General features: G+C 32.6%; 19 protein-coding genes. 7 read left to right on the top strand and 12 right to left on the bottom strand.

The genetic code is table 11. From position 1 onward, the window contains the following. Positions 1-115: 115 nt before the first annotated feature. The 4 genes from Q1A73_RS10005 to Q1A73_RS09990 all read right to left on the bottom strand — a co-directional run bounded on the left by Q1A73_RS10005 (position 116) and on the right by Q1A73_RS09990 (position 7389). Positions 116-2791 carry a TonB-dependent receptor gene (locus Q1A73_RS10005; RefSeq protein ID WP_299604889.1) on the bottom strand — a complete coding sequence of 892 codons (2676 nt, stop codon included), beginning with the start codon at positions 2789-2791 and terminating at the stop codon, positions 116-118. 199 nt (positions 2792-2990) lie between these two features. Then, a complete protein-coding gene (gene glmS / locus Q1A73_RS10000; RefSeq protein ID WP_299604888.1) occupies positions 2991-4838 on the bottom strand; it encodes a glutamine--fructose-6-phosphate transaminase (isomerizing) in 1848 nt (615 codons plus the stop codon). 18 nt (positions 4839-4856) lie between these two features. Then, positions 4857-6566 (bottom strand): DUF4270 domain-containing protein, encoded by a 1710-nt coding sequence (locus Q1A73_RS09995; RefSeq protein ID WP_299604887.1) that lies wholly within the window; start codon positions 6564-6566, stop codon positions 4857-4859. A 13-nt stretch (positions 6567-6579) separates the two neighbouring features. Next, positions 6580-7389 carry a glycogen/starch synthase gene (locus Q1A73_RS09990; protein WP_299606336.1) on the bottom strand — a complete coding sequence of 270 codons (810 nt, stop codon included), beginning with the start codon at positions 7387-7389 and terminating at the stop codon, positions 6580-6582. A 108-nt stretch (positions 7390-7497) separates the two neighbouring features. Here Q1A73_RS09990 and panC point away from each other — a divergent pair, with 108 nt between their 5' ends. The 5 genes from panC to radA all read left to right on the top strand — a co-directional run bounded on the left by panC (position 7498) and on the right by radA (position 12446). Next, positions 7498-8349, top strand: coding sequence for a pantoate--beta-alanine ligase (gene panC, locus Q1A73_RS09985; protein ID WP_299604886.1), 852 nt, complete (start codon positions 7498-7500; stop codon positions 8347-8349). Between the two features lie 19 nt (positions 8350-8368). Beyond that, a complete protein-coding gene (gene panD / locus Q1A73_RS09980) occupies positions 8369-8719 on the top strand; it encodes an aspartate 1-decarboxylase (protein WP_299604885.1) in 351 nt (116 codons plus the stop codon). Positions 8720-8723: 4 nt separating this feature from the next. Next, positions 8724-9701 (top strand): lysylphosphatidylglycerol synthase transmembrane domain-containing protein, encoded by a 978-nt coding sequence (locus Q1A73_RS09975; RefSeq protein WP_299604884.1) that lies wholly within the window; start codon positions 8724-8726, stop codon positions 9699-9701. Between the two features lie 108 nt (positions 9702-9809). Next, the gene (locus Q1A73_RS09970) at positions 9810-10958 is read left to right on the top strand and encodes an alpha/beta hydrolase-fold protein (protein ID WP_299604883.1); all 1149 of its coding nucleotides are present in this window, start codon (positions 9810-9812) and stop codon (positions 10956-10958) included. A gap of 120 nt (positions 10959-11078) precedes the next feature. Next, complete coding sequence (gene radA, locus Q1A73_RS09965; RefSeq protein ID WP_299604882.1) at positions 11079-12446, top strand: DNA repair protein RadA; 1368 nt, start codon at positions 11079-11081, stop codon at positions 12444-12446. Here radA and Q1A73_RS09960 read toward each other — a convergent pair whose 3' ends face one another. Together Q1A73_RS09960 and Q1A73_RS09955 are read right to left on the bottom strand one after the other, a co-directional pair. Then, complete coding sequence (locus Q1A73_RS09960) at positions 12447-13880, bottom strand: hypothetical protein (RefSeq protein ID WP_299604881.1); 1434 nt, start codon at positions 13878-13880, stop codon at positions 12447-12449. A 118-nt stretch (positions 13881-13998) separates the two neighbouring features. Continuing rightward, complete coding sequence (locus tag Q1A73_RS09955) at positions 13999-15030, bottom strand: aldo/keto reductase (protein ID WP_299604880.1); 1032 nt, start codon at positions 15028-15030, stop codon at positions 13999-14001. Positions 15031-15505: 475 nt separating this feature from the next. On the opposite strand from Q1A73_RS09955, the gene Q1A73_RS09950 reads away from it, so the two are divergent. Further along, positions 15506-15724, top strand: coding sequence for a hypothetical protein (locus tag Q1A73_RS09950; protein WP_299604879.1), 219 nt, complete (start codon positions 15506-15508; stop codon positions 15722-15724). 309 nt (positions 15725-16033) lie between these two features. Here the strand turns inward: Q1A73_RS09950 and Q1A73_RS09945 are convergent, their stop codons facing one another. Both Q1A73_RS09945 and Q1A73_RS09940 read right to left on the bottom strand, forming a co-directional pair. Beyond that, positions 16034-16330 (bottom strand): hypothetical protein, encoded by a 297-nt coding sequence (locus tag Q1A73_RS09945; protein WP_299604878.1) that lies wholly within the window; start codon positions 16328-16330, stop codon positions 16034-16036. Positions 16331-16465: 135 nt separating this feature from the next. Further along, positions 16466-17086, bottom strand: a complete 621-nt coding sequence (locus Q1A73_RS09940; protein WP_299604877.1) for a hypothetical protein — start codon at positions 17084-17086, stop codon at positions 16466-16468. Positions 17087-17417: 331 nt separating this feature from the next. On the opposite strand from Q1A73_RS09940, the gene Q1A73_RS09935 reads away from it, so the two are divergent. Then, positions 17418-17825, top strand: a complete 408-nt coding sequence (locus Q1A73_RS09935; protein WP_299604875.1) for a hypothetical protein — start codon at positions 17418-17420, stop codon at positions 17823-17825. Positions 17826-17891: 66 nt separating this feature from the next. Here Q1A73_RS09935 and Q1A73_RS09930 read toward each other — a convergent pair whose 3' ends face one another. From Q1A73_RS09930 to Q1A73_RS09915, 4 genes are all read right to left on the bottom strand, one after another. Then, positions 17892-18851, bottom strand: coding sequence for an OmpA family protein (locus Q1A73_RS09930; RefSeq protein WP_299604873.1), 960 nt, complete (start codon positions 18849-18851; stop codon positions 17892-17894). Positions 18852-18965: 114 nt separating this feature from the next. Further along, on the bottom strand, positions 18966-19730 hold the full coding sequence (locus tag Q1A73_RS09925) for an exodeoxyribonuclease III (RefSeq protein WP_299604871.1): 765 nt from the start codon (positions 19728-19730) through the stop codon (positions 18966-18968). A 22-nt stretch (positions 19731-19752) separates the two neighbouring features. After that, positions 19753-23130 (bottom strand): CHAT domain-containing protein, encoded by a 3378-nt coding sequence (locus tag Q1A73_RS09920; protein ID WP_299604870.1) that lies wholly within the window; start codon positions 23128-23130, stop codon positions 19753-19755. Positions 23131-23211: 81 nt separating this feature from the next. Next, positions 23212-23640 (bottom strand): cytochrome c oxidase assembly factor Coa1 family protein, encoded by a 429-nt coding sequence (locus Q1A73_RS09915; protein ID WP_299604868.1) that lies wholly within the window; start codon positions 23638-23640, stop codon positions 23212-23214. Positions 23641-23682: the final 42 nt, after the last annotated feature.

The raw sequence follows: 23682 nt of genomic DNA, 5'->3' as shown, positions 1-23682 counted from the left end.
TCAGGGAAAATTCATCTTTTTTCATAAAAAAAGCCTGTCCAAATTTATTGGACAGGCTTTCTATATTTGTTTTGATTTTTACAACCTGAAGATTGTAATATAATAATATTTCAAATTAAAAATTATTAATCGTAAGACCTAGGTAATACTGTGAACCAATAGGAGCAGTTCCTACAGCAGTAAAGTACTCACCTCCTCCAATATTTGTTCCACCTAATTTAAGCGTAGTTTTAAGAGAAGGAATTCTATAATTAAGCTGCGCATCAAAAACAGTAAATGATGGCACTTCTCCCACAGCGAAAGCAGATTCCCAAACATAATCTCCACTCCATTTAACTACGGTATTGAATCCAAAATTTGTAAATAAGTTATCATGTCCAAAGTTTGCTTTCACCTTATGCTCTGGTGTATTAAAGTTAGTTCTAAAACCTGGATCTTCTTCTTGATCAAAATCTTGCTTCGCATACGTATAACTAGCTCCTAAATCAAAATCTCCAAATACTTTAGCACTAATTCCAAGAACAGCACCGTATGAATTGATATCTACATCAGAGTTAGTGATCGCCTGAAAACCAGCAAAATTACCAGTTGCAATTGCAGCTTGAGCCTCTGCGCTACCCACAGAACCATCAAGAGGACTTACTACATCAACAGTAGAGATAAAATCTTGATACATATTATAATATCCACTAAGATCTAATAATAATTTACCGAAGTCAGCTCGATATCCAATTTCGATTGCTGTAACCTTTTCAGGTTGTACAATATCAGGATTTGCAATTTCTAATGGAGCTGTTCCACCAGATCTGATAAAAGCTTCTACGGACTCTGCAGTATATGAATTTTCGTAAGCAGCACGCCCAGTTACAGTCGTTCCATTAATATCTCTAGAATATCTATCTAAGTTATCTGGAGCAGAACCAACAATTGCTCCTTCACCGATATCAAGACCTAAGTATAAATCCTGTGTAGTAGGATTTCGAAATCCAGTTTGTATTGAGGCACGTAGATTTCTATTTCTATTTTTACCTAAAGTATATCCAATAGAAAATCTAGGTGAAAAATTACCATCAAAAAGCTGAGACTTATCGTAACGAACAGATCCCGTAAGCTTTAATCGATCATCTAATAACTTCTTTTGAATTTGAGAATAAACTCCTAATTCAGAATAATTAATTGCTCCATCAAAATCAGTGTAAAAAGTCCCTGCAGAATTTAAAGAGTATTCTCTAAACGATCCTCCAACCTGAATATCTGCAAAGTTATTCGTGATATGACCAAGATTATAATTTGCATCTACGTGTCTTAACTCAGTTTTGGATTTAAATCTAGATCCCGTCTGGAAATCAGGAGTGTTAGTAACTTCGTTAAATGCATTTTGGAAATCAGTAGATCCAGGCACAAAACGTCCTGTATCAGCAGCTATTCTTGCTGCCTCATGTCTTTGTTGATCCGTTCCAGCTGCTGTAGCAAAAGCTGTAGCATAATCACTGAACCAGTCTTCATCACTTTTCCATCTTCTGTTAATATTGATTCCAGTAAAACGTAAGTCATAAGTATCTCCAGCATCTTCTGCTGAGATATAACCTCTTACAAAGAAGTTATCATTTTTTACCTCTAATTTATGTTGTTGAAAAAAGAAATCATTTAGAGAGAATCTATTAGAATCCTGAAATATTGTTTGTCCTTTTCCTAATTTACCGGCATATATAATTTCAAAGTCATTATGGAAAGGCTTATAGTGCACAGCTCCATCAAACTTAATACTTTCTGCATTATAGTCTGTTAAATCTGATTCATTATAACCTGTTCTGGTAACAACTCCTGCACCAGGAAGAATAGCTCTTACTTCATCTCCATACACATTTAATCCATTATAGGCAGGATCTGTTAATCTGCTTTCTCCAGGGTTTTCTATATTTTCTTCACTTACAGCAAACCAATCAGTTGCTGTTAAATATGAGAAGTTCACTTTTGCTGCTATATTATCTGTAAAAGCATGAGCCACTCTAACACCAACATCATAGAAATCATTAGTCCCCGCTGCATCCTGAGAGGAAAATCCTCCTTTAGCATAAGCACTAATTCCTTGCTTATCAAAAGGACTTTTACTCGTCATAAATAATATACCGTTAAATGCATTTGCTCCATATAACGCAGAAGAAGCTCCTGGAAGAAGCTCGACATTCTCTACATCCAATTCATTCATACCAATAAGGTTACCCAAGGCAAAATTTAGGGATGGAGACGTATTATCCATTCCGTCAATCAATTGTACGAAACGAGTATTGGTAAATGAAGCAAAACCTCTTGTGTTAATTGATTTAAAAGTTAAACTATTAGTATTTACATCAACTCCTTTAAGGTTTTCTAAACCATCATAAAAATCAACTGATGGTGTATTTTTAATTTCTTTCACACCAAATCGTTCAATACTTACCGGTGATTCGAATAATCTTTCTGGAGCTCTCGAAGCAGAGATTACAATCAAGTCTAATACATTTCCTTCTGTCAACACAATTACCACTTCTTCTGCCGCAGAAGTCACTTCTATAGAACTTTCTTCATATCCAATACTACTTGCTGTAATTGTAAATGGTGGTTTTTTGGTAACTGTCAGTGTAAACACTCCATCAAAATTGGTAACCGTCCCAATAGATTCTCCTTTTAAGGAGATATTGGCTCCTGGTATTGGCTGATTAAAATCATCAACTACCTTACCATTAATTGTAGTTTGAGCATTACTAATGAAGCACATCAATAAAGCTACAATGAATGTAATTTTTTTCATAAAATAGGTTATTTTAATTTTAAGTTTATTTGGGGAACTTAAATTATTGAAAATGAATCTGTTCAGATTCGGTCGCGAAACTAACAAAAAAATATTATTCACGCATAATGTTTTTTCATTTTTTATCGATAAAATACAAAAAAGTACGATATATCGTACTTTTTTGTATAAAAATGATGTATTTTATCGATTGTAAATCTTATTCTACTGTAACTGATTTAGCTAAATTCCTTGGTTGATCTACATTTTTACCAAGCATTACCGCAATATGATATGACAATAACTGCAATGGTATAGTAGTTAAAAGCGGCGTTAAGAATTCTATAGTTTCAGGTATTTCAATAACATGATCTGCTAAAGCTTTTACTGTTTCATCTCCTTCGGTAACAATTCCGATAATCTTTCCTTTTCTGGATTTAATTTCCTGAATATTACTTACTACCTTTTCATAATGACCTTTTTTAGTAGCTATGACAACTACAGGCATATGCTCATCAATTAAAGCAATCGGTCCATGTTTCATTTCTGCAGCAGGATATCCTTCTGCATGTATATAAGAAATCTCCTTTAATTTTAACGCTCCTTCTAGGGCTACCGGAAAATTATACCCTCGTCCCAAGTATAGAAAGTTTCTTGCACTCTTATAAGTATCTGCGATCAATTTAATATGATCATTAGATTCTAATGCATCTTTTACCTTTTCCGGAATACGTTCTAATTCTTGAAGATAGTAATGGAAATCACTATTAGAAATTGTTCCCTTTCTCTCCGCTAGCTTCAATGCAATCAGTGATAGTACTGTTATCTGAGTAGTAAAGGCTTTGGTAGAAGCTACTCCAATTTCTGGACCAGCGTGTGTGTATGCACCAGCGTGTGTTTCTCGTGAAATCGAAGAACCAACAACATTACATACTCCAAATACAAATGCTCCTCTCTCCTTAGCTAATTTAATAGCCGCCATAGTATCTGCTGTTTCACCACTTTGTGAGATCGCAATTACAACGTCATCTTGATGAATTACAGGATTTCGATATCTAAATTCAGAAGCATATTCTACTTCTACGGGAATTCTAACAAGTTCCTCAAAAATATATTCTGCTACCAAACCGGCATGCCAAGAGGTACCACAAGCAATCACGATAATACGTTTTGCATTAAGAAGTTTTGCCAGATTATCATCGATCCCAGCCATCTTTATGATTCCCTCCGCTACTCTTATTCTTCCTCTATAGGTATCACTAATAGCATTTGGTTGTTCATAAATTTCTTTCAACATAAAGTGATCATAACCACCTTTTTCAATTTGTTCCAGATTTATTTGTAACTCCTGAAGATAGGGATCTACTAAACTATCATCCTTTATTTTACGAACCTTTATACCTTTCTTTCTACGAACGATTGCCATTTCACCATCTTCAAGATATATAGCGTTATTCGTATACTCGATAAAAGGAGATGCATCAGAAGCTATAAAAAATTCGTCCTCACCAACACCTATTGCCAAAGGACTTCCTAATCTAGCCACTACAATTTCATCAGGTTTGCGCCTATCAAAAACGGCGATAGCATATGCTCCAATTGTTTGATTCAATGCTATCTGAACAGCCTTACCTAACTTGACATTTTCTTTGGTTTTTACATCTTCTATTAGATTCACAAGAACCTCTGTATCAGTTTCTGAAGTAAAAGTATAACCTCTATTGATAAGCTCTTTTCTTAGAGATTCATAATTTTCAATAATTCCATTATGAATAATAACTAAGTCCCCTGAATTTGAATAATGAGGATGAGAATTGACATCATTAGGCACACCATGCGTTGCCCATCTGGTATGACCAATTCCTACACTTCCATTTGTAGAAATTTCTTTAACTAACCTATCTTCCAGATCAGCCACTTTACCTTTGGTTTTAGATAATTTTATCTCATTTCCATCATATAGAGCAATCCCTGCAGAGTCGTAACCCCTATACTCTAACCTCTTAAGTCCTTTTAATACAATTGGATAGGCCTCCCTATGACCTATATACCCTACTATTCCACACATAATTTAATTTTTTGTTGATTAATTGGTTGTTGATTCTGTATAAAAAATATCAAGCTTTAATCGCTTTTCTTCCGGAACATTTGCTCCGTTCCCATAAAGAATGGTTCCTTCATGAGAAATTACTGACGAAAAGGGGATAATTTCGTCTTCTGTATTCGTGGGGGTAAATCCTTCAGCAGTATTTATAACGTTAACATTCTGAGAAACAGACACACCTAGCCTTATGTTATCCTCATCTTCATTTAATAAGTTAATAATATGCCTTGTTAATTTAATTTTATAGAACTCTCCATTATCATCACTATCTCTAGCAATAGGCTCTAAATGTTCAATAATAGAAACGATAGGATTAGCTGCATTTGATGTCGGATCAGCCTGATAATCTACCAGTACTTCTCCTGTATCAACATTAAAAATATAAATTCTTTCTGGTTCTGCATCTCCAGAAATAACAGCATCCTGATTTATATAAAATTTCATACTGGCTTCATTAATAAGCCAATTTTGTCTTCTTAAAAAGTCTAATTCATTTTCCAACTCTCCATCTTCATTTAAGACATCACCATTAAACAAATCCACAACAACATATGAACCCTCTCCTCCTTTTAAATATAAATTTTCTTCTCCATTAATCTCATCCTGACTTGCTAATTCATCTTCGATTGTCGTATTAAAATTAGTCTCAATACTATTAACAATGTTATTTGAAAAATTTAATACCAACTCTCCCGTGTCTTTTACAAAATCTGTAGTGTCATCATCTTCATCCTCATCTGCCGTATCCACTTTATCAAATGAATAATGTAGTGTTATATTCGCTTGGCCAATATCAAAAAAAACAAGAGTCCCTTCTGTTGTAATTGCTTCTGATTTAAAATAAATACCTCTAAAAAAGTTATGAAAATTATTGGCATTACTTAATTCTAGACTACCTTCTTTATCCAAAAACATTGAAGTAAAGTAGTTAATCAAATCCTGATTACCTACTCTTACATTATCAGGATCAGGATTTAACACATTAGCCTCAGCTGCAGCAATATCAGAAAGAAGCGCTACCCTTAATCCAGGTGTAATAGTGGACACTTGAGGGTCATCATCTTCATCCACATCCGTATCCTCCGTTAACAAACGTATTTCATTTTCGGACACCACAAAATTTCTAGCCTCAAATAGAAGTCTATCTTCTACAGTAGGCCCAAAGTTTTCGATTATATCATTAGAAAAATATACTTGTCTAACTTCCGAACCTTCATCTACATCGAAATCTCTAAGAAAATAATCTGATTTATAAACGGAGAGATTTATGGCAGAAGAACCGTAAACAGAATCTATTTCAAAAGTGTTTACCACATCTCCATCATCGTTCGTCTCGGTTTCAGTAAGATCACTAAAATATGGAACTCTTAAGACAACACTGTCCAAAACTGCGTTATCTCCAAAAGTAGGACTAAATCTATCAGGCAACACTTGAGATAAAACATTATACGTAGATTGACCATAAACAGGGTCGTTATAAAAACCTATTAAATAATTAGGCAACGCACTTGTTTGTACTCTCTCGAACCTTTTACTATAAGCTATTGGAGTGGCATTGTATTCGTTATCTTGGAAATTAACACCTCCAATTACTTCACTTCCCACAGAATTAAAATCATCATCGCACGACACCACGGAAAAGACAACAGCTACCATAGCTGTTACTTTGATCAAAACTTTCTTCAAATTCATAATAGTTTTTTTGCTACACCAGCACCTCTGTTTGATAGAAGGCTTCATAGGCATCTGCAAATTCATCTGGTTTTTTATATTCTAATACAGGTTGATCTATTGTTTTTAAATGTTTAGAAAGTTCCTCAGGTATTTCCTCTGAACCAACTATAATGGCATCAGAGTTATCAATAGCAACCTTCATTACATTATCGTAAGTAGGCTTAGCTAAATCAGCAATTTTTTCTTCATCGATACCATCAAACTTTACTTTTTCCAACATATTACTATCCAAAGTACCTTTAAAACCATGATCATATACTGAAGTCACAATCTTACTATCATTAAACAATGGCTCATTTGCATAATAATTTCTTAGATACAATGGTAACATAGATGCTAACCAACCATGAACATGAATCACATCTGGCGACCAATTCAATTTCTTAACGGTCTCAATTACTCCTTTTGCAAAGAATATCGCTCTCTCATCATTATCTGGGAACAAGTTTCCTTCTTCATCCGTTAAAGTTGCCTTTCTTTTAAAATAGTCTTCATTATCAATAAAATAAACTTGCATCCTTTCTTTAGGAATCGACGCTACCTTAATAATTAGCGGCATATCTAAATCATTAATAACCAGATTCATTCCAGAAAGACGAATTACTTCGTGTAATTGATGTCTTCGCTCATTAATGTTTCCATATCTTGGCATAAAAATTCTAATTTGCCCGCCCTTGCTATTTACCATTCTTGGCGCTTCAAAAGACATGGATGAAATCTCAGTCTCTGGTAGGTAAGGTATTACTTCTGATGATACGTACAATATCCTCTTATCTTTCATATGATCTACTTTTCTCGTCTCCTTCGGAATAAATTTTTGCAAAATTACGAAAATTTATGTAGTCTGCCAGTAATATCTTATTTTTGCACGCCTTTAACTTTTAGATAGATGCGGGTACACGAGAAAAGACTGGACATTGAAAAGGATGTTGCAGACTTACAAAAACAAAATAAAACAATAGGTTTTGTCCCTACAATGGGAGCTTTACACGATGGCCATCTTGCTTTGGTACAACGAGCAATTAATCAAAATCAGGTTGTTGTTGTAAGTATATTTGTAAACCCCAATCAGTTTAATAATTCTGCGGATCTTGTTAATTATCCTAGAACACTGGATGCAGATATCAAATTACTTTCCAAATTATCTAAAGATATTATTGTTTTTGCGCCAAGTGACCCAATCGAAGTTTATGGAAATAATTTGGACTCCATTTCATACGACTTTGAAGGATTGGAAAATGAAATGGAAGGGAAATTTAGGCCAGGACATTTTGATGGTGTAGGAACGGTTTTGAAACATTTCTTTACAATTGTATCTCCTACTAGGGCATATTTTGGAGAAAAAGATTTTCAGCAGTTACAAATTGTCAAAAAATTGGTAGAGATTGAAAAAATGTCAGTAGAAATAGTAGGATGTCCTATTTATCGAGAAGAAAGCGGATTAGCTCTAAGCTCAAGAAATAAAAGACTTAATAAAACACAACTTCAAGAAGCTCCTTTAATCTATAAAACATTACAACAAGTTAAAAATGACTTTGGCACAAAAAGTGTACTATCATTAACAGCATGGATATCAAAACAATTCGAAGCCAACGAAACACTCGAATTAGAGTATTTCCAAATTGCTAAAGTATCTGATTTGAAATCGATTCAAAGAAAACAAAAGAACACTAAATATCGAGCTTTTATTGCGGTTTTTGCAGGAGAAGTAAGACTTATTGATAACATTGCCCTAAATTAAAAATAACTAAATTTGTAACATGTTTGTACACGTTGTAAAATCAAAAATTCATCGCGTTAAAGTAACTGGCGCAGACCTTAACTACATTGGTAGTATTACGATTGATCAAGATCTTATGGACGCTGCTAATATTATAGAAGGAGAAAAAGTTCAGATAGTAAACAATAATAACGGGGAAAGATTGGAAACTTATGCCATTCCAGGACCAAGAAATAGTGGTGAAATAACATTAAATGGAGCCGCAGCACGTAAAGTAGCTAAAGGTGATGTTTTAATACTTATTACCTATGCGATGATGGATATAGAAGATGCTAAAAAATTTAAGCCAGCACTTTTATTTCCTAATGAAGAAAATAATTTACTAAAATAATAGAGTGAATCCTAAACTCATTAAAATTTTAAAAATTGTACTCCCACTATTGTTGGGAGTTTTTTTAATTTGGTATTTTCTTAGTTCGGCAACCCCAGAATACAGAACACAATTATTACAAAATATAAAAAATGCAGATCCTATTTGGATAACTGCTTCTCTTATCTTAGGAATTATTTCCCATCTTTCTAGAGCCTATCGATGGAAATTTTTACTAAATCCTCTTGGACACTCTATTAAGTTTCACAATAGTTTTATGGCTATTATGATTGGATACCTTGCTAATCTTGGCGTTCCAAGATCAGGTGAGGTTCTCAGAGGAATAACCACATCTACCTATGAGAAAATCCCCTTTGAAAAGGCATTTGGAACTATTGTTTCTGAGAGAATTACAGATCTCATCATGCTTATCATCATTACCTCTACAGCAGGTATCTTGCAAACAGAGTATTTATTAAACTTTCTAGAAGAAAAAAACATAAACCCTCTTTTTACGTTAGGAGCAATTTTAGGGCTAATTTTTATTGGTCTTTTAGGATTAAAACTTCTGCAAAAGTCATCCAATAAATGGATTGTAAAAATCAAAGATTTTGGAATGGGGCTTTTAGATGGGATGAAAAGCATATTTAGCATGAAACAAAAATGGGCTTTTCTATTTCACACCATACTCATTTGGTTTTTATATGTTTTAATGTTTTATGTAATAAAATTTGCAGTTCCTAATTTACACAATGCATCTATTGGAACTATACTCGTAGCTTTTGTAGTAGGATCCTTTTCTATGTCAACCACCAATGGAGGAATTGGTATCTTACCGTTTCCGATTGTAGTTGGCGCAGTTTTTGTTTTCTTTGGTTATGCAAAGAGTGATGGAGAAGCTTTTGGTTGGATTCTTTGGGGCTCTCAAACCGCAATAAATATTGTAGTTGGAGCGTTATCATTTTTATTCCTTCCAATTTTAAATAGAAGCAAAACAAAATAACAGAATTATAAACCCCTTACAAACAATACATTGATTATTTTGAAGACTAATTTTAAAGGTCTAAAATAATTTATATCTTGTCCTCGCTTAACCTTAATCTTACTACTTATGAAGAAAAGTATATTTTTAATTCTCGTCACCTTCTTTACGTTTATCTCAAACGGTCAGGTAAAATATGAAACATTTAGATCACTTAAATTAGACCAGAATAGAGATTTAAAAATTCAATTACCTCGTAATTATGAAAAAAATGAAGATAAGATCTACCCTGTTATTATTGTCCTAGATGGTGATCATCTGTTCGAACCAGTAGCTGGTAATGTAGATTATTTTTCTTATTGGGAAGATATGCCAGAATCTATTGTGGTAGGTGTGTTACAAAGAAAAACAAGAGAAGATGATTGTAGGTATGATCTAGCAAGTTATTTGCCTGAAGGAAAAGGTGCTGCATTTTTTGAGTTTATAGGCCAGGAACTTTTGCCATACATCGACGAAAATTATAGAACTGCTCAGTTAAAAATGATCGTTGGACATGACTATACCGCTAATTTTATAAATTATTTTCTTTTTAAAGACAATCCTATTTTTCAAGCATATATTAATCTTAGTCCTGAGTTAGCACCACCAATGGAAGAACGTATTTTTAATGTGTTAAGTAGTGCAAAATCGGATATGTGGTACTATTTAGCTACAGCAACCAATGATGCAGAGGTTATAAAAAAGAATCTAGTAAAAGTTGATGAAAAGCTATCCACTATAGAGAATCCAGAGGTTAATTATTTCTTCGACAATTTCGACGAATCTTCTCATTACACTTTGGTAGGTAGAGCGATTCCAAAAGCTTTAGAAACCATTTTTGAGATGTATCGCCCAATTAGTAAGAAAACATACAAAGAAGACATTCTTACTTTAGAGACTTCCTTATATGACCATCTTGTTGATATATATGATACTACCGAAAAATTATATGGATTCAAACGACAAATTAGAATTAATGATTTCATTGCAATTTCTACGGCAATAGAGAAAAAAGAATTGTGGGAAGAACTAGAGCCTTTAGGTAAATTAGCCATCAAAGAACATCCTGAAACTATGCTTGGATACTATTATCTTGGTTTAGGTTACGAACAACTTGGAGAACCTAAAAAAGCAATGAGAGCTTATGAAAATGGATTCTTGTTAAACGAAATCGCATTTCTTACCAAGGATTATATGTTAGAAAAAGTAAATAAAATCAAAGAAGATTTTGGTTATTAGTAGAAATCTCTACTTTTAAAACTAAAGAATAAAAAGATCCCTATTTTGGGGTCTTTTCTTTTTTATACTTTTTGAAAAGACAATATAAATAGTAGTATTTTTACCTTCAATTAATAAGATATGGCCAAAACAAAAACTATTTTTTTCTGCCAAAATTGTGGTGCACAATATGCTAAATGGCAAGGACAATGTACTTCTTGCAAAGAATGGAATACCATTGCAGAAGAATTAGTTCAAAAGGCTTCAAAAAATGATTGGAAAGATCCTAGTACTTCAACTAAAGAGCGTAGAGTTTCGAAACCACTCAAAATTTCAGAAATTGACACGAGTCACGAAGCAAGATATAATACCGATGATTCAGAATTAAACCGAGTTCTTGGTGGTGGGCTAGTACCAGGATCTCTTACGTTATTAGGTGGCGAACCTGGTATTGGAAAAAGTACATTACTATTACAAATTAGTCTAAAATTACCTTATAAAACTTTATATGTATCTGGAGAGGAAAGCCAGAAACAAATAAAAATGCGAGCGGAACGTATTCAGTCTAAAACAGATAATTGTTTAATCCTTACAGAAACGAAAACTCAAAATATCTTTAGACAAATCGAAGCTACAGAACCTGATATTGTAATTATCGATTCTATTCAAACCCTTCATAGTGATTATATAGAAAGTAGTGCTGGAAGTATTTCTCAGATCAGAGAATGTACTACGGAGTTGATAAAGTTTGCAAAAGAAACTGCAACTCCGGTAATTCTTATTGGTCATATCACCAAAGATGGAAATATAGCAGGGCCAAAGATATTGGAGCATATGGTAGATACTGTCCTTCAGTTTGAAGGGGATCGAAATCATGTCTATCGAATACTTAGAGCATTAAAAAATCGTTTTGGATCAACTTCAGAACTGGGAATATATGAGATGCTAGGAAGTGGCCTTAGAGAGGTTACAAATCCGAGTGAAATTCTAATCTCTAAAAAAGAAGAAGAACTAAGCGGAACTGCTATTGCTGCCACAGTTGAAGGTATGCGTCCTTTAATGATAGAAATTCAAGCATTAGTGAGTACTGCAGTGTATGGAACTCCACAACGTAGCGCTACTGGATATAATCTAAAACGATTAAACATGCTCTTGGCAGTATTAGAAAAACGTGCTGGTTTTAGATTGGGAGCTAAAGATGTATTTCTTAATATTACTGGAGGTATTTCTGTGGATGATCCGGCTATTGATTTAGCCGTGGTTGCGGCTATACTCTCATCCAATGAAGATATCCCTATTGCCAAGGATTTTTGTTTTGCAGCCGAAGTTGGACTTGCCGGAGAAATTAGACCAATTACAAAAGTAGAACAACGAATTCAGGAGGCCGAAAAATTAGGTTTCTCTACCATTTTTGTGTCTAAATACAATAAAATTTCGAATCCTGATAGCGGTATAAATATTCAACTTGTTGGTAAAATTGAAGATGTTGTTGAGTATTTATTTGGGTGATTAAGTTTTTACTTTAGGCCTTACGTGTTCTGGTAATAGACTGGCAATATATTCAATATGACTTTTAGTATAAGTATCTTTCTGATAATATCTAAAATTATGATATATATAAAACATAATCAACCTGTTGAAATCATCCAATTCAGAGTCTTTAATAATTTTCACTAAATCTGAAGCTATTTTATCTTTTTGGTCACTCTCGGCTAACGCCCTACCTACTCTTCTAATATTAGAATAATAATGATTCTTACTTGGATTTTTAACCCTAAAACTTATTCCATAAATTAAATCAGAAACATTAATATTTAACACTTCCAACTCTTTAATATATGTTTGTCTTCTAGCCCAAGCATAGCTACCATCAGAATTTCGGTGAAAACGATCATTCATTATATTAAGATGAGCTCTTAAAAACACATCCCAATTATAACTCTCCGCAGAAAGTTGTGCGATATTCATAGCATGAATTCTTGGTCCTTGATCCTGGCTACACCTCCCGTATACTATCCTTCCTCTTTTAAGTTCTAGTGCTTTTTCTTTAGAGTAATATGCGGCTATACAACCCTCTAATTCATTGTGGCTAATTTTCTTTACAATGGCTTCATTACAGGCTTCTACTAATAATTCATTAAATTCTGACTTTTTTGATAAATCTTCTTTTATAAAGCTTGTCCTATTTCTATCCCATGATCTATGTTTCTCATGATATAGTTTATAATCCTCTTTATCAAAATTAGAATACTCAGGTTCTTTTTCGTCAAAATTTTGGTCTATATAATTGAAAAAAGCAGTTCTTTTTTTTAATTCTTCGTTTTTAATTTTTGATATTCTCCTGGTTTTTTTTGCTTGATCCGAATGTATGGTAGTATTTGTATCAATTAAACACTCCGCATACTGTATCATTCTTGCATAGGATCTCGACATAGTCCTTGAAAACAAAGGTTTTTCCAAGTAAAAAACACCTAAGCTTTTATCATTATACTTTTTGAATATCCATTTTTTATCCTGAAAATTAGTAAAATCCTCAAGATCAATCTTTAAAGATCTTCCTTGAGGTTCTTCTTTAATCTCTACCACCTTTTCTTGATTATAATTCTTGTATACTGATTTTACAATCAAACGAAACTTTGGAACTTCTTCGACTTTATTTTTCTTTAGAAAATCATCTAACGAAATATTGGACTGTAAATCCTCTATAAGCTCTTCAGTATTAGACTCAATTTTAATAAAAAAACCTTTTGCTTGAGGAAATGAATAAAACTCTTTGGAAAGATCACAATTACGGAATGCTTCGTTTTTACTTCCCACAATTTCCTGAAGTCTGGAGATAGCTTCTGGTGAATAAATTAGTCCATTTTCAAATTCATTAAATTCTGACTGGCCTGTTGATAAAAAAGTCCACATCAAGAAAAAAAATAAAGCTACTTGTTTCACGATAAAAGTATATTGTTAATACGCACAATCTAGAGTTTCTTAAAATATTACGAAATCTAGATTGAGCCAACTATACTTTATAACGAGTAAAAGTTTATTTTTATTTAGTACTGCTCATTTAAGGAGCTGGATTAGGAATTTGCGTATGAACTCCATTAATTTCATTGAGTATTTCATCAGACAATGCCAAATCAATGCTACTGATATTTTCTTCTAATTGCTGTATCGAAGTCGCTCCAATGATATTACTGGTAACAAACGGTTGTTGATTCACAAAGGCCAATGACATCTGGGTTAAACTCATATCATACTTCTTTGCAATTTCATTGTACAATCGAGTAGCTCTATAACTATTTTCATTCATATATCGATTGTAGTTTGGAAAAAGATCAACTCTAGAATTCTTAGGGATTTCATCCAGGTACTTTCCTGTTAGCATACCAAAACCTAGTGGTGAATATGGTAAGTGCCCCATATCTTCTCTGTGTAGAATCTCAGCAAGCCCAATTTCATCCTTACGGTTCAAAAGGTTATAAGGATTCTGTACCGTGATCATTTTAGGAGCTCCTTTTCTTGCTTCTTCTACATAGCGCATTAAACCATAAGCAGATTCATTGGAGACACCGATCTGTCTAATTTTACCTTGTTTTACAAAATCATTTAGATACCCTAAAACCTCAGCAAAATTATCTTTCCAAGGATCATTTTCATCATGAGTATATCCTAGTTTCCCGAAATAATTAGTCTGTCTTTCTGGCCAATGTAATTGATATAAATCGATATAATCCGTTTGTAACCTTTCCAAACTCTTATGAATCGCATCTTCTAACTCTGATTTACTAAATCCACCTGTTCTTATATGCTTGGAGAATTCTGCAGGTCCTACAATTTTAGAAGCGATTACTACATCATCTCTTTTACCAGATTTCTTTAACCAACTACCAATGATTCGCTCTGTACTTCCTTGAGTTTCTTTTTTAGCAGGAACGGAATACAATTCGGCAGTATCAATAAAATTTACACCTTTATCAATAGCATAATCAATTTGCTCATGACCTTCTGCTTCAGAATTCTGTTCTCCCCAAGTCATAGATCCCAAACATATTTTACTAACTTTTATATCTGTATTCGGTAACGTAGTATACTTCATATAATCGACTTAATTTTTTGGAAATATAAAGACTCAAAATTAAAAAGTCTCTTATTAGATATTCTAAAAATTATCATAATTAAACTCTGAACTGAGGATCTTCTCTACAATATTGACCAAATAATCTACAATTTCATCTAATGAAACAAAATCCAAACAAAAACAAAACACTGAATAACAGTTGCTTATGAAATTTTTAGTATTTTGGTATTATTGTTTCTATACATATTTCGAACATTAGCAATGATGAACAAAAAGCACTAATAATAATACCAACCAAAAAAACAGAGTTGTTTCTTTTTTCAACTCGCTACTCTTATAACCTGATAAAGAGCTTCTATTTTTAAGAAGCTCTTTTTTGTATTCAACACACTATTTTGCAAAACAATTATATATAATAATATATGTTTTGATTTTTTTTGTATATATTTTTATATCTTTAAAAAGAAATTCACTCACTTTTTTATATAAAAATATGCTTAATACGTATTACAAAAATCTAACTAAAGAAAATAGACAACTAGCCGTACAACGGATTGCATTCAAAACCGCTTTTACGGAAAAAATTGTGGAAAGAGTTTTACATCGTTATAATCCTCTTATTGAAATTCAGAAGAATAGAGTAGTGATTCATAAAAACTCATATCATAGACTTGTAAGAGAAATTTATAAAGAATATTTGGTGACCACCTAAAAAAAACGGATGCAGTTTTACCCCATAACTACATCCGTTTCACAACTAACCAACCTAAAAAATTAATTCCTCGCTCATCCAACCATGTTATCTTTTTAGATTGATATAAAAGTATGATCTAAATGGTTGTTATGAAACCGATAATGAGGGAAACCGCATTCTGAGTGAGGGAAATAATATATTTTCTTATGGAGCTATTACCAATGCCTTCTTAATGACTTGTATTTAAAAAATAGAAGATAAAATCTAAATATGTAGGTCTAGAGAAATTGTATAAAACAAAAAAAGCGCTTATTGCGCTACATAAATTTACGACATCGGTAATATTTCTATCACTTTGCCATATACGTTTTTGGTCCATCCGTTGATGCGACCTCGGTTATTACCGATTAGTAATCCTCGTTTTACATTTTTTCCTTTAACTAAATGTGTAAAACAGTTTCCTCTTACTTTACAAAAAACAATATCTCCTGCTTCGCAGTCTTCCCAATTAACAGGTTCCAGAATAACAGGTTGTTTAGATTGTAAAATAGGTAACATAGAATTACCTGGTTCTTTGGAGACAATCGTCTCTCCATTCAATAGTTTTTGAATTTTCCAATTCATAATCATAGTTTTAAAAAATTAATACATAATTCAAAAACTATGGAGTATGGATATTACAAAGAACTCGTACTCATGTACATTGTAAATATAACTATTTTTTTAAAGCTCTCCTGTCATAGAGATTAGACAGGACAACTACTGATCATCTTCATCATAGTCATTTTCTTCATCATAGTCATCTTCATCATCATAATCCTCTTGATAATCATCCTGTTTATCTTGTTGTTCATCTCTTCGTTTATTCGCTTTTTTGGTAACCCCACATTTTCTGCGAACAATTCTTTCTGAAAGTGTTGCGGCGTTTCTTGCATGACTTTCAGAAGTACGACCATCTTTCATGATGGCATCGTACACCGATTTATTTTCTATAAGTCCTCTTAAAATACAAGGGAAACCAGGACTATCCTTTCCTTTATAACGGCTTTTTTTCTTTGGCTTGGTAACCAACTCATTAAATAAACGCCCTTTGAGTACCCTATCTTGCTGCACCTCCACGATAAACTTGTACAATAAGTTTTCGTCTTCGGATTCCATATCATTTACTTTATCCAATACGTTAGAGTACTCATCATTAGTAAAATCAAAATATTGATAAAAATCGAAGTAACTCCCTTGATCTTCTTTCTGCTCTTCTCCATCTTCCGAGTACTCATCACTTTCTGTTCCTTCTTCCTCATAGTACTCCTCCTCACTTTCCTGACTTACTCCTTTACACACAAAAAATAGTAGTAGTATAAAAATAGGTAACTGCTTCATTTTATTCATAGTTTTTATTTGATTTGGGTATTATAAACGTCTGATACAGCTGTTTTGTTATCTGTTTTACTGGATTTTACGCTTTTATAATAGGAAGCAATGTAAACTTTTTCAATTTGTTATGAAAATTTACAGCACTTCTATGCATATTTAAGAATTTTATTTTTTGTTTGCTAAATTCGTGGCACACTTTTTGGAAACTTCAAATTAAATTGGTTATTTTAAACCAAGTTTTTAAGATAACTTTAATAATAAAATTATAATTATTCCGTTAGGAATACGTGAAATCAAATACGTAGTTTTGATACTAAATTTATAACACCCAAATATTATGAAAAAACTAATGCTACTTTTATTCTTAGTAGGCGCTGGATTAACCACTCAAGCACAACAGGATACGTGGGCTCAAAGAGCTGAATCGTTTACTCAATTGTACAGTTTAGCTACTGATTTAAATAAAGAAACTGATAAGGTTACCGCACAAGGAAGCGTAGTTTCAGTTGTAACTGGTAAAGGAACTATATCTGTTGAACAAGTTTTAGACAAATCAAAGCCTGCAGATTTAAAGGCTTATAAATATAATTTACTTACTTCAGCTGGAAAAATGATTCCTTTAGACTTAAAAAACTCTGAAGAGGTAATTGAAGGTTTTCACAGAAAACTTTTAAATGTAAAGGAACAAATGAGACAGAATCATGATAAAGAAGTTGGAGATATTTTAGATTCTTTGTTTAACTAAAGTATTAATTCAACATAATAAAAAAAGCGCTCTATTCGAGCGCTTTTTTTATGGAGATAAATTAAATTATATATCATTTAATAACTTAGAAATTTCATCTAGCTTAGGTGTTAGAATCACTTCTATTCTTCTGTTTTTAGCTTTACCAGTTGATGTTTCGTTAGATGCCACTGGTGAGTATTCTCCTCTTCCAGCAGCGGTAAGGTTTTGCGCATCTATTTGTGGATTTTTTAGTAATAAATCTACAATAGCTGTCGCTCTTTTGGTAGAAAGATCCCAGTTTCCTTTTAACTGTCCATTACCAGTATAAGGCACATTATCAGTATGTCCTTCTATCAACACAGCAATATCTGAATTTTCTCCAAGAACAGATCCTAACTGTTTTACTGCTTGTCTTCCTTGGGTACCTACAGCCCAACTACCAGAATCAAACAACAATTTATTTTCCATAGAGATATACACCTTTCCATTTCTTTCTTCTACGGTTAGTCCTTTTCCTTCAAAATTTCTTAGTGCTTTAGAAATAGCAGATTTTAACGCTTGCATCTTAGCATCTTTAGCAGCAATTAATCCTTCTAATTCATCTACACGTTTAGAACGGCTATCCAAATCTCTCTGTAGTTTTTCTAATCGATTACGCTCAGCTGCTAAGGTTCTTTCCTTTTCTTCTAATTGAGATAACAATTCTCGATTTCTCTTGTTGTTGGCATTCAAAGCCGCAGCACTATTCTTTCCTAAGGCGTCATAGGAATTCTTTAGGTTTTCATAGTTTGAAGAAAGCGCATCATATTTAGTTCGTAACTCGTCTCTCTCTGTCTTTGTTTTATCATATGCTTCATTTAACTTATCCAGAGCTAATTTATCAGCATCACTTTCCTTTTGTAATGCCTTATATTTATCTTGTAGTGAACGATTTTCTCTTTTTAATCGTGCATATTTTCCTTCTAGTTCTTTATGTACTTTAGAAGAAACACAAGAAGTGGCAAAAGCTCCAATAAAAATGATTATTAAAATTCTTTGTATCATATTTTTGTTTTTTCTGTTAGTCTAAGCAAGTCGAAGACTGATAAGATCTCATTATACTAATATAACACTTCGACATGCTTAGTGTGACAATTTGGTAGGTTAATTCTGAGTTTTTTATACGTCTAACTCTACCATGATTGGGCAATGATCACTATGTTTTGCCTCGGATAAAATGATAGCTCGTTCTAGTTTATCTCTTAAAGGTTCTGCTACCATTCCATAATCCAATCGCCAACCTTTATTATTAGCTCTGGCATTTGCTCTATAACTCCACCAAGAGTAATTATGCGGTTCTGAATTAAAATGCCTGAAAGAATCAATAAATCCACTCTCTATAAAATTACCGATCCATTCTCTTTCTACCGGCAAAAATCCTGATACATTTTTATTACGAACAGGATCATGAATATCAATTGCCTGATGACAGATATTGTAATCTCCTAGAATAACCAAATTAGGATACGTTTTTTTAAGTTCATCAACATATTCTTGTAGATCTGCCATATATTTTAATTTATGTTCTAATCGATCTAAATTAGTTCCACTTGGCAGGTACATACTCATGATAGATACTCCATCAAAATCAGCTCGCAGGTTACGCCCTTCATGATCCATATAGTCGATTCCAGTGCCATATTCTATATGGTTTGGTTCTGTTTTGGATAAGATAGCAACACCACTATATCCTTTTTTCTGTGCACTAAACCAATAATTATAGGAATATCCTGCTTCGGCAAAAACATCGAGTTCTAGCTGTTCCTTATTGGCTTTGATTTCCTGTAAGCAAATCACATCAGGATCTGCTTGTTGTAACCATTCTATAAAACCTTTTTTTAAGGCTGCACGAATTCCGTTTACATTATATGATATTATTTTCACGTATCTCTATTTTAATTCATGATTATGCCTGACCACTGATCAAAGCATTCTTTTTTCTGTACCAAAACAAACTTACTAAGATCAGTGCTAAAACACCAAACCCAATCCACCAATATTTTGAACTGTCATTTTTCAACTCTATAACAGCTGTATCTCCTAATAGGTAAAATCCACCCCAATAATAGGGATGATTAGTTTCTTCATTGGTAGTGTTAAGAAATTGCAATTTTGCTTGCTGTAGTGCCTCTGCTTTGTTTTTACCGTCTTTTAAGTTTCGATAAAAATACTCCATAATTTTAGGAGTGGTTTCATCAGAAACTTCCCAGTTGGTTAATAGTAAACTTTTGGTTCCAGCATACTGAAAAGCATTTCCTAAGCTCATAATGCCTTCGCCTTTGGCAATTTTACCAGTTCCTGTATTACATGCACTCAAAACAGTAAGTTCTGCTGGAATATCTAACGCAAACAGTTCATGACTATACAGATAATTATCTTCTAGGGTATCCTTACTTTTGGTGAAATATAATTTTGAATTTTCTGGTCGTTCATTATCAACATCTCCGTGCAGAGCAAGGTGTAAAATATTATACCCTCCTGCGTGTTCTTTAAAATTTTGTTCTGTTGCTTCTGAACCATAGAAATATTGACCATCTACAATATTTGCTATCGCACCGATTTCTTCTCGCGTTCCTGGTAAATCTACACCTACACTTCGTAAAATTCTTAAACGTACTTTGGTAGAGGCTATCTCTGTATTTTCTTCTCCTGAAAAAGAAAATGCCAAGCATTCTTGCAAAGGATTAGTCTCAGATTCTTGCTCTAAACTATCTCTAAATAATAAGGTAGCAGAATTGGCATAGGATATAGCATAATCCTTAAGCAAATATGACCAATTCTTAGGATTGTTAGAAGGATCTTCTTGAGTTAATAGTAAATCAAAATTAAGATGCCAAAGTGGACCATCTGGTACAATAATTAACTGATTACCTACTAATTCTTTGTTAATCGGTTCTACTAGGGTTTGATATAGATTATATGAAATACCCTTATATGCTTCATAATCTTTGGTAATAGCTCCTTGAAATTCTTTAACCTGCTCTTCTAATTTTGGAGTTGATAGTTCTTTTACGGCAATATTGTTTTTTGAAATGGTAAAAGCATACGTAGTACTATCAGCCGTAAAAAACTCTAACAAAGTCATTTTGTCATCTAATCTCTGCTGTACCTCGGCTACAGAAATTACTTCATTATCATATTTAAGCTGATGGTATTTAGGATAGTTTTTTTCTAATATTTCTGTTAAAGAATCCTGCTTATGAGAGACATGAAAGAGTTTACTTTCATACCTTGAAAGTCTGGAAGAATCTATTTCCCTATTAGATAATTCATCATTTACTTTAGATTGATAATAAGCTTCGTCAATTTTTAATTTTTTTTCCAATTCAATAACGTCCGATGATAATCCGGAAAAACCTTTAGCATTGGAATCTTGTAACAAATCTTTTAAAACACCCGATCTACTTTTTTCAGAGTAGTGGTAGGCATTTTGTAATAAATTTGGACCTTTTTTAACTTGGTATAAAAGTAAATTAGCTTGTATTGCTTCCTTGTATAGCATTTTACCTATATCAGAAATGAGTAGCTTCTCCTCATAATTTAATAAAAATGTACTTAGTGTAGTCAACATAATACTTGCTTCCTTATAATTCTTGACACTTTCATTAAGATAAAAAATATCCTTTTCCTGAAGATACAGGTCCTTATTAACACCTGCATTGCCCATGTAAGCGAACAAAATTCCTTGTAATTGACTAAAATTAGTATTTTCAATTAACTCTGATAAAGATCTATTATTATTGATATTCATAGCCTTTTGATAATAAGAAATTGCTTTTTTATATTCCTTCTTTTTCCTATAAATTTTACCAATCCCTTTATTTATTCTTACAGCCCAATATTCTTCTTCTGACATTGTAGTTTTACGTATATTTAATGCTTTTTTGTGATAGTACAAAGCTGAATCATATTGTTTACTTTTTAAATATAACTCTCCAATTTTGATGTAGTTTAGATAAAGATCCTTATGATCTTTTCCGAGAGTTAAAACTCTTATTTTTTCTGACTTCTTATAATAAAACAGAGCTTGTTCAAAATCATTTTTTAAGAAACTGATCTCAGCCAAAAACATATATGGTTCAGCTGTACTAAGATGATCTTTTCCAAATAACTTTTCCAGAATATTTATAGACTTATTTGAGTAAAATAACACCTTCTCGTAATTACTCAAAGCAAAATAAATAGCAGCCATTTTTTTATAGGAATTTGCAATTTCAATACTGCTTGTTTCTTTATACTTAAGGGAAATTTCGAGAGCCTTCTTAGTATAAAAAAGAGCCTTCTCAAACTTACCTTTATAGACGTATTGAGAAGAAATATTATTATAATAGTTAACAAGTTTTAGACTGTTTTCTCCATAAATTTGATTATTAATTTTTATAGCCTTTTCTATATGTTTTATAGCGTTATCAACATCTCCTTTGTAATATAGAATATTAGCAATATTATTATAGAAAGAAGCTACACTGCCATGATTTTCTCCAGAAACTTGCAATTGAATAGTTAAGGCTTTTTTATAATTAGATAAAGCTTCATTATCTTCTCCTAATCTTTCATAAATGGTTCCAATATTATTGTAATATCTAGAAATTTGTGGGTGATCTTCTCCTAATCTCTTTTTTTCCAACAATATTGCCTTACTCATAAATTCTATAGAAACCTCATACTTTGCTTTTATATAATAAATCCTAGCTAGATTGTTATATGAAAACGCGAGAAAAGGATTGTCTTCACTTTTATCTACACGGATAGCTTTTTTAAATTCCTTTTCCGCTGAAGTAAAATCATTCTCTGCCAAGTAAACTTGACCTAGATTATTATATGATTTAATAATTCCTGAACTATTATTTTTAGAAGCAAATATCTCTTGAGCTTTTTCAAAATAGTTTTTTGCTCTTTTTAAATCAGTTTTCTTTAAATGATATTGCCCTATATTTTCGCAAGATTTTGCTTTTTGAAGGCTATATTCATCTAAATAAATATTGCAAATATTTAATGCTACCTTAGCAGATTTCAATGACTCTTCATATTTTGAATATTCGAAATAACTTTCGGAAATCCCATTATAACAACCTGCGACTCGCTCCCAAACTTTTGCTTCTTTGTATAGCGGCAATGCCTTTTCAAAATACACGATAGCACTATCTAACTTTCTATCTTCTAATAAAGAATCCGCCTTTTTATAATATTGAGCCGCTAGTAATGTATCTTGTCTAATTGTATTTTGAGAAAAAATAACGTGTGTGGAAAACACAAAAATGACGATGGTTTTTAATAGTTTCATGGGGTTTGGTTTATAAGGGTATTACTAAGATATTTTAAAATTCTTTCTTATGATAATTATATCCAAACAAAATAGATAACACTATTCATTCCCCAAGACTTCAATTATTTTTTTGGGTTTTTTAGTTCGTACTCGTACTAATTCATAATGCCAAGTATTATTCCATTTATTGGCGATAATGTCTAATTTCCCTTTTTGCTTAGAACCTTTGATTCCGACAGTCATAATAGCCTTACTCTTTTCCTCATACCGAACTTCACCTTCCAGCAATTCAAAAACGCTAATAGGCTTTACTTCGCCTAAGAGTGCTATCACACGTTGATCATCTTCCACCATTTCGAAAGCAGTCGTATATACCGTCGGATCTACCATTGCTTTTGTAAAATCGCCTATAGGCTTACCAAGCAGTACCAAAATTGTAAGTACAAATCCACTTATCAATGCGAAAAAACCTAGAATCCAACTTCTACTTTTGCGCCACCAACTTTTATTTTCTAAATAATCCGTCATAAATTTTTGCTTAAATAAATGCGAAATCACAAAACATACCAC

Origin of the sequence: uncultured Aquimarina sp., assembly GCF_947492115.1 — a bacterium.
Classification (GTDB): Bacteria; Bacteroidota; Bacteroidia; order Flavobacteriales; family Flavobacteriaceae; genus Aquimarina.
The sequence above is the reverse complement of the archived record's forward strand: the minus strand, read 5'-3'. Positions and strand labels throughout refer to the sequence as shown.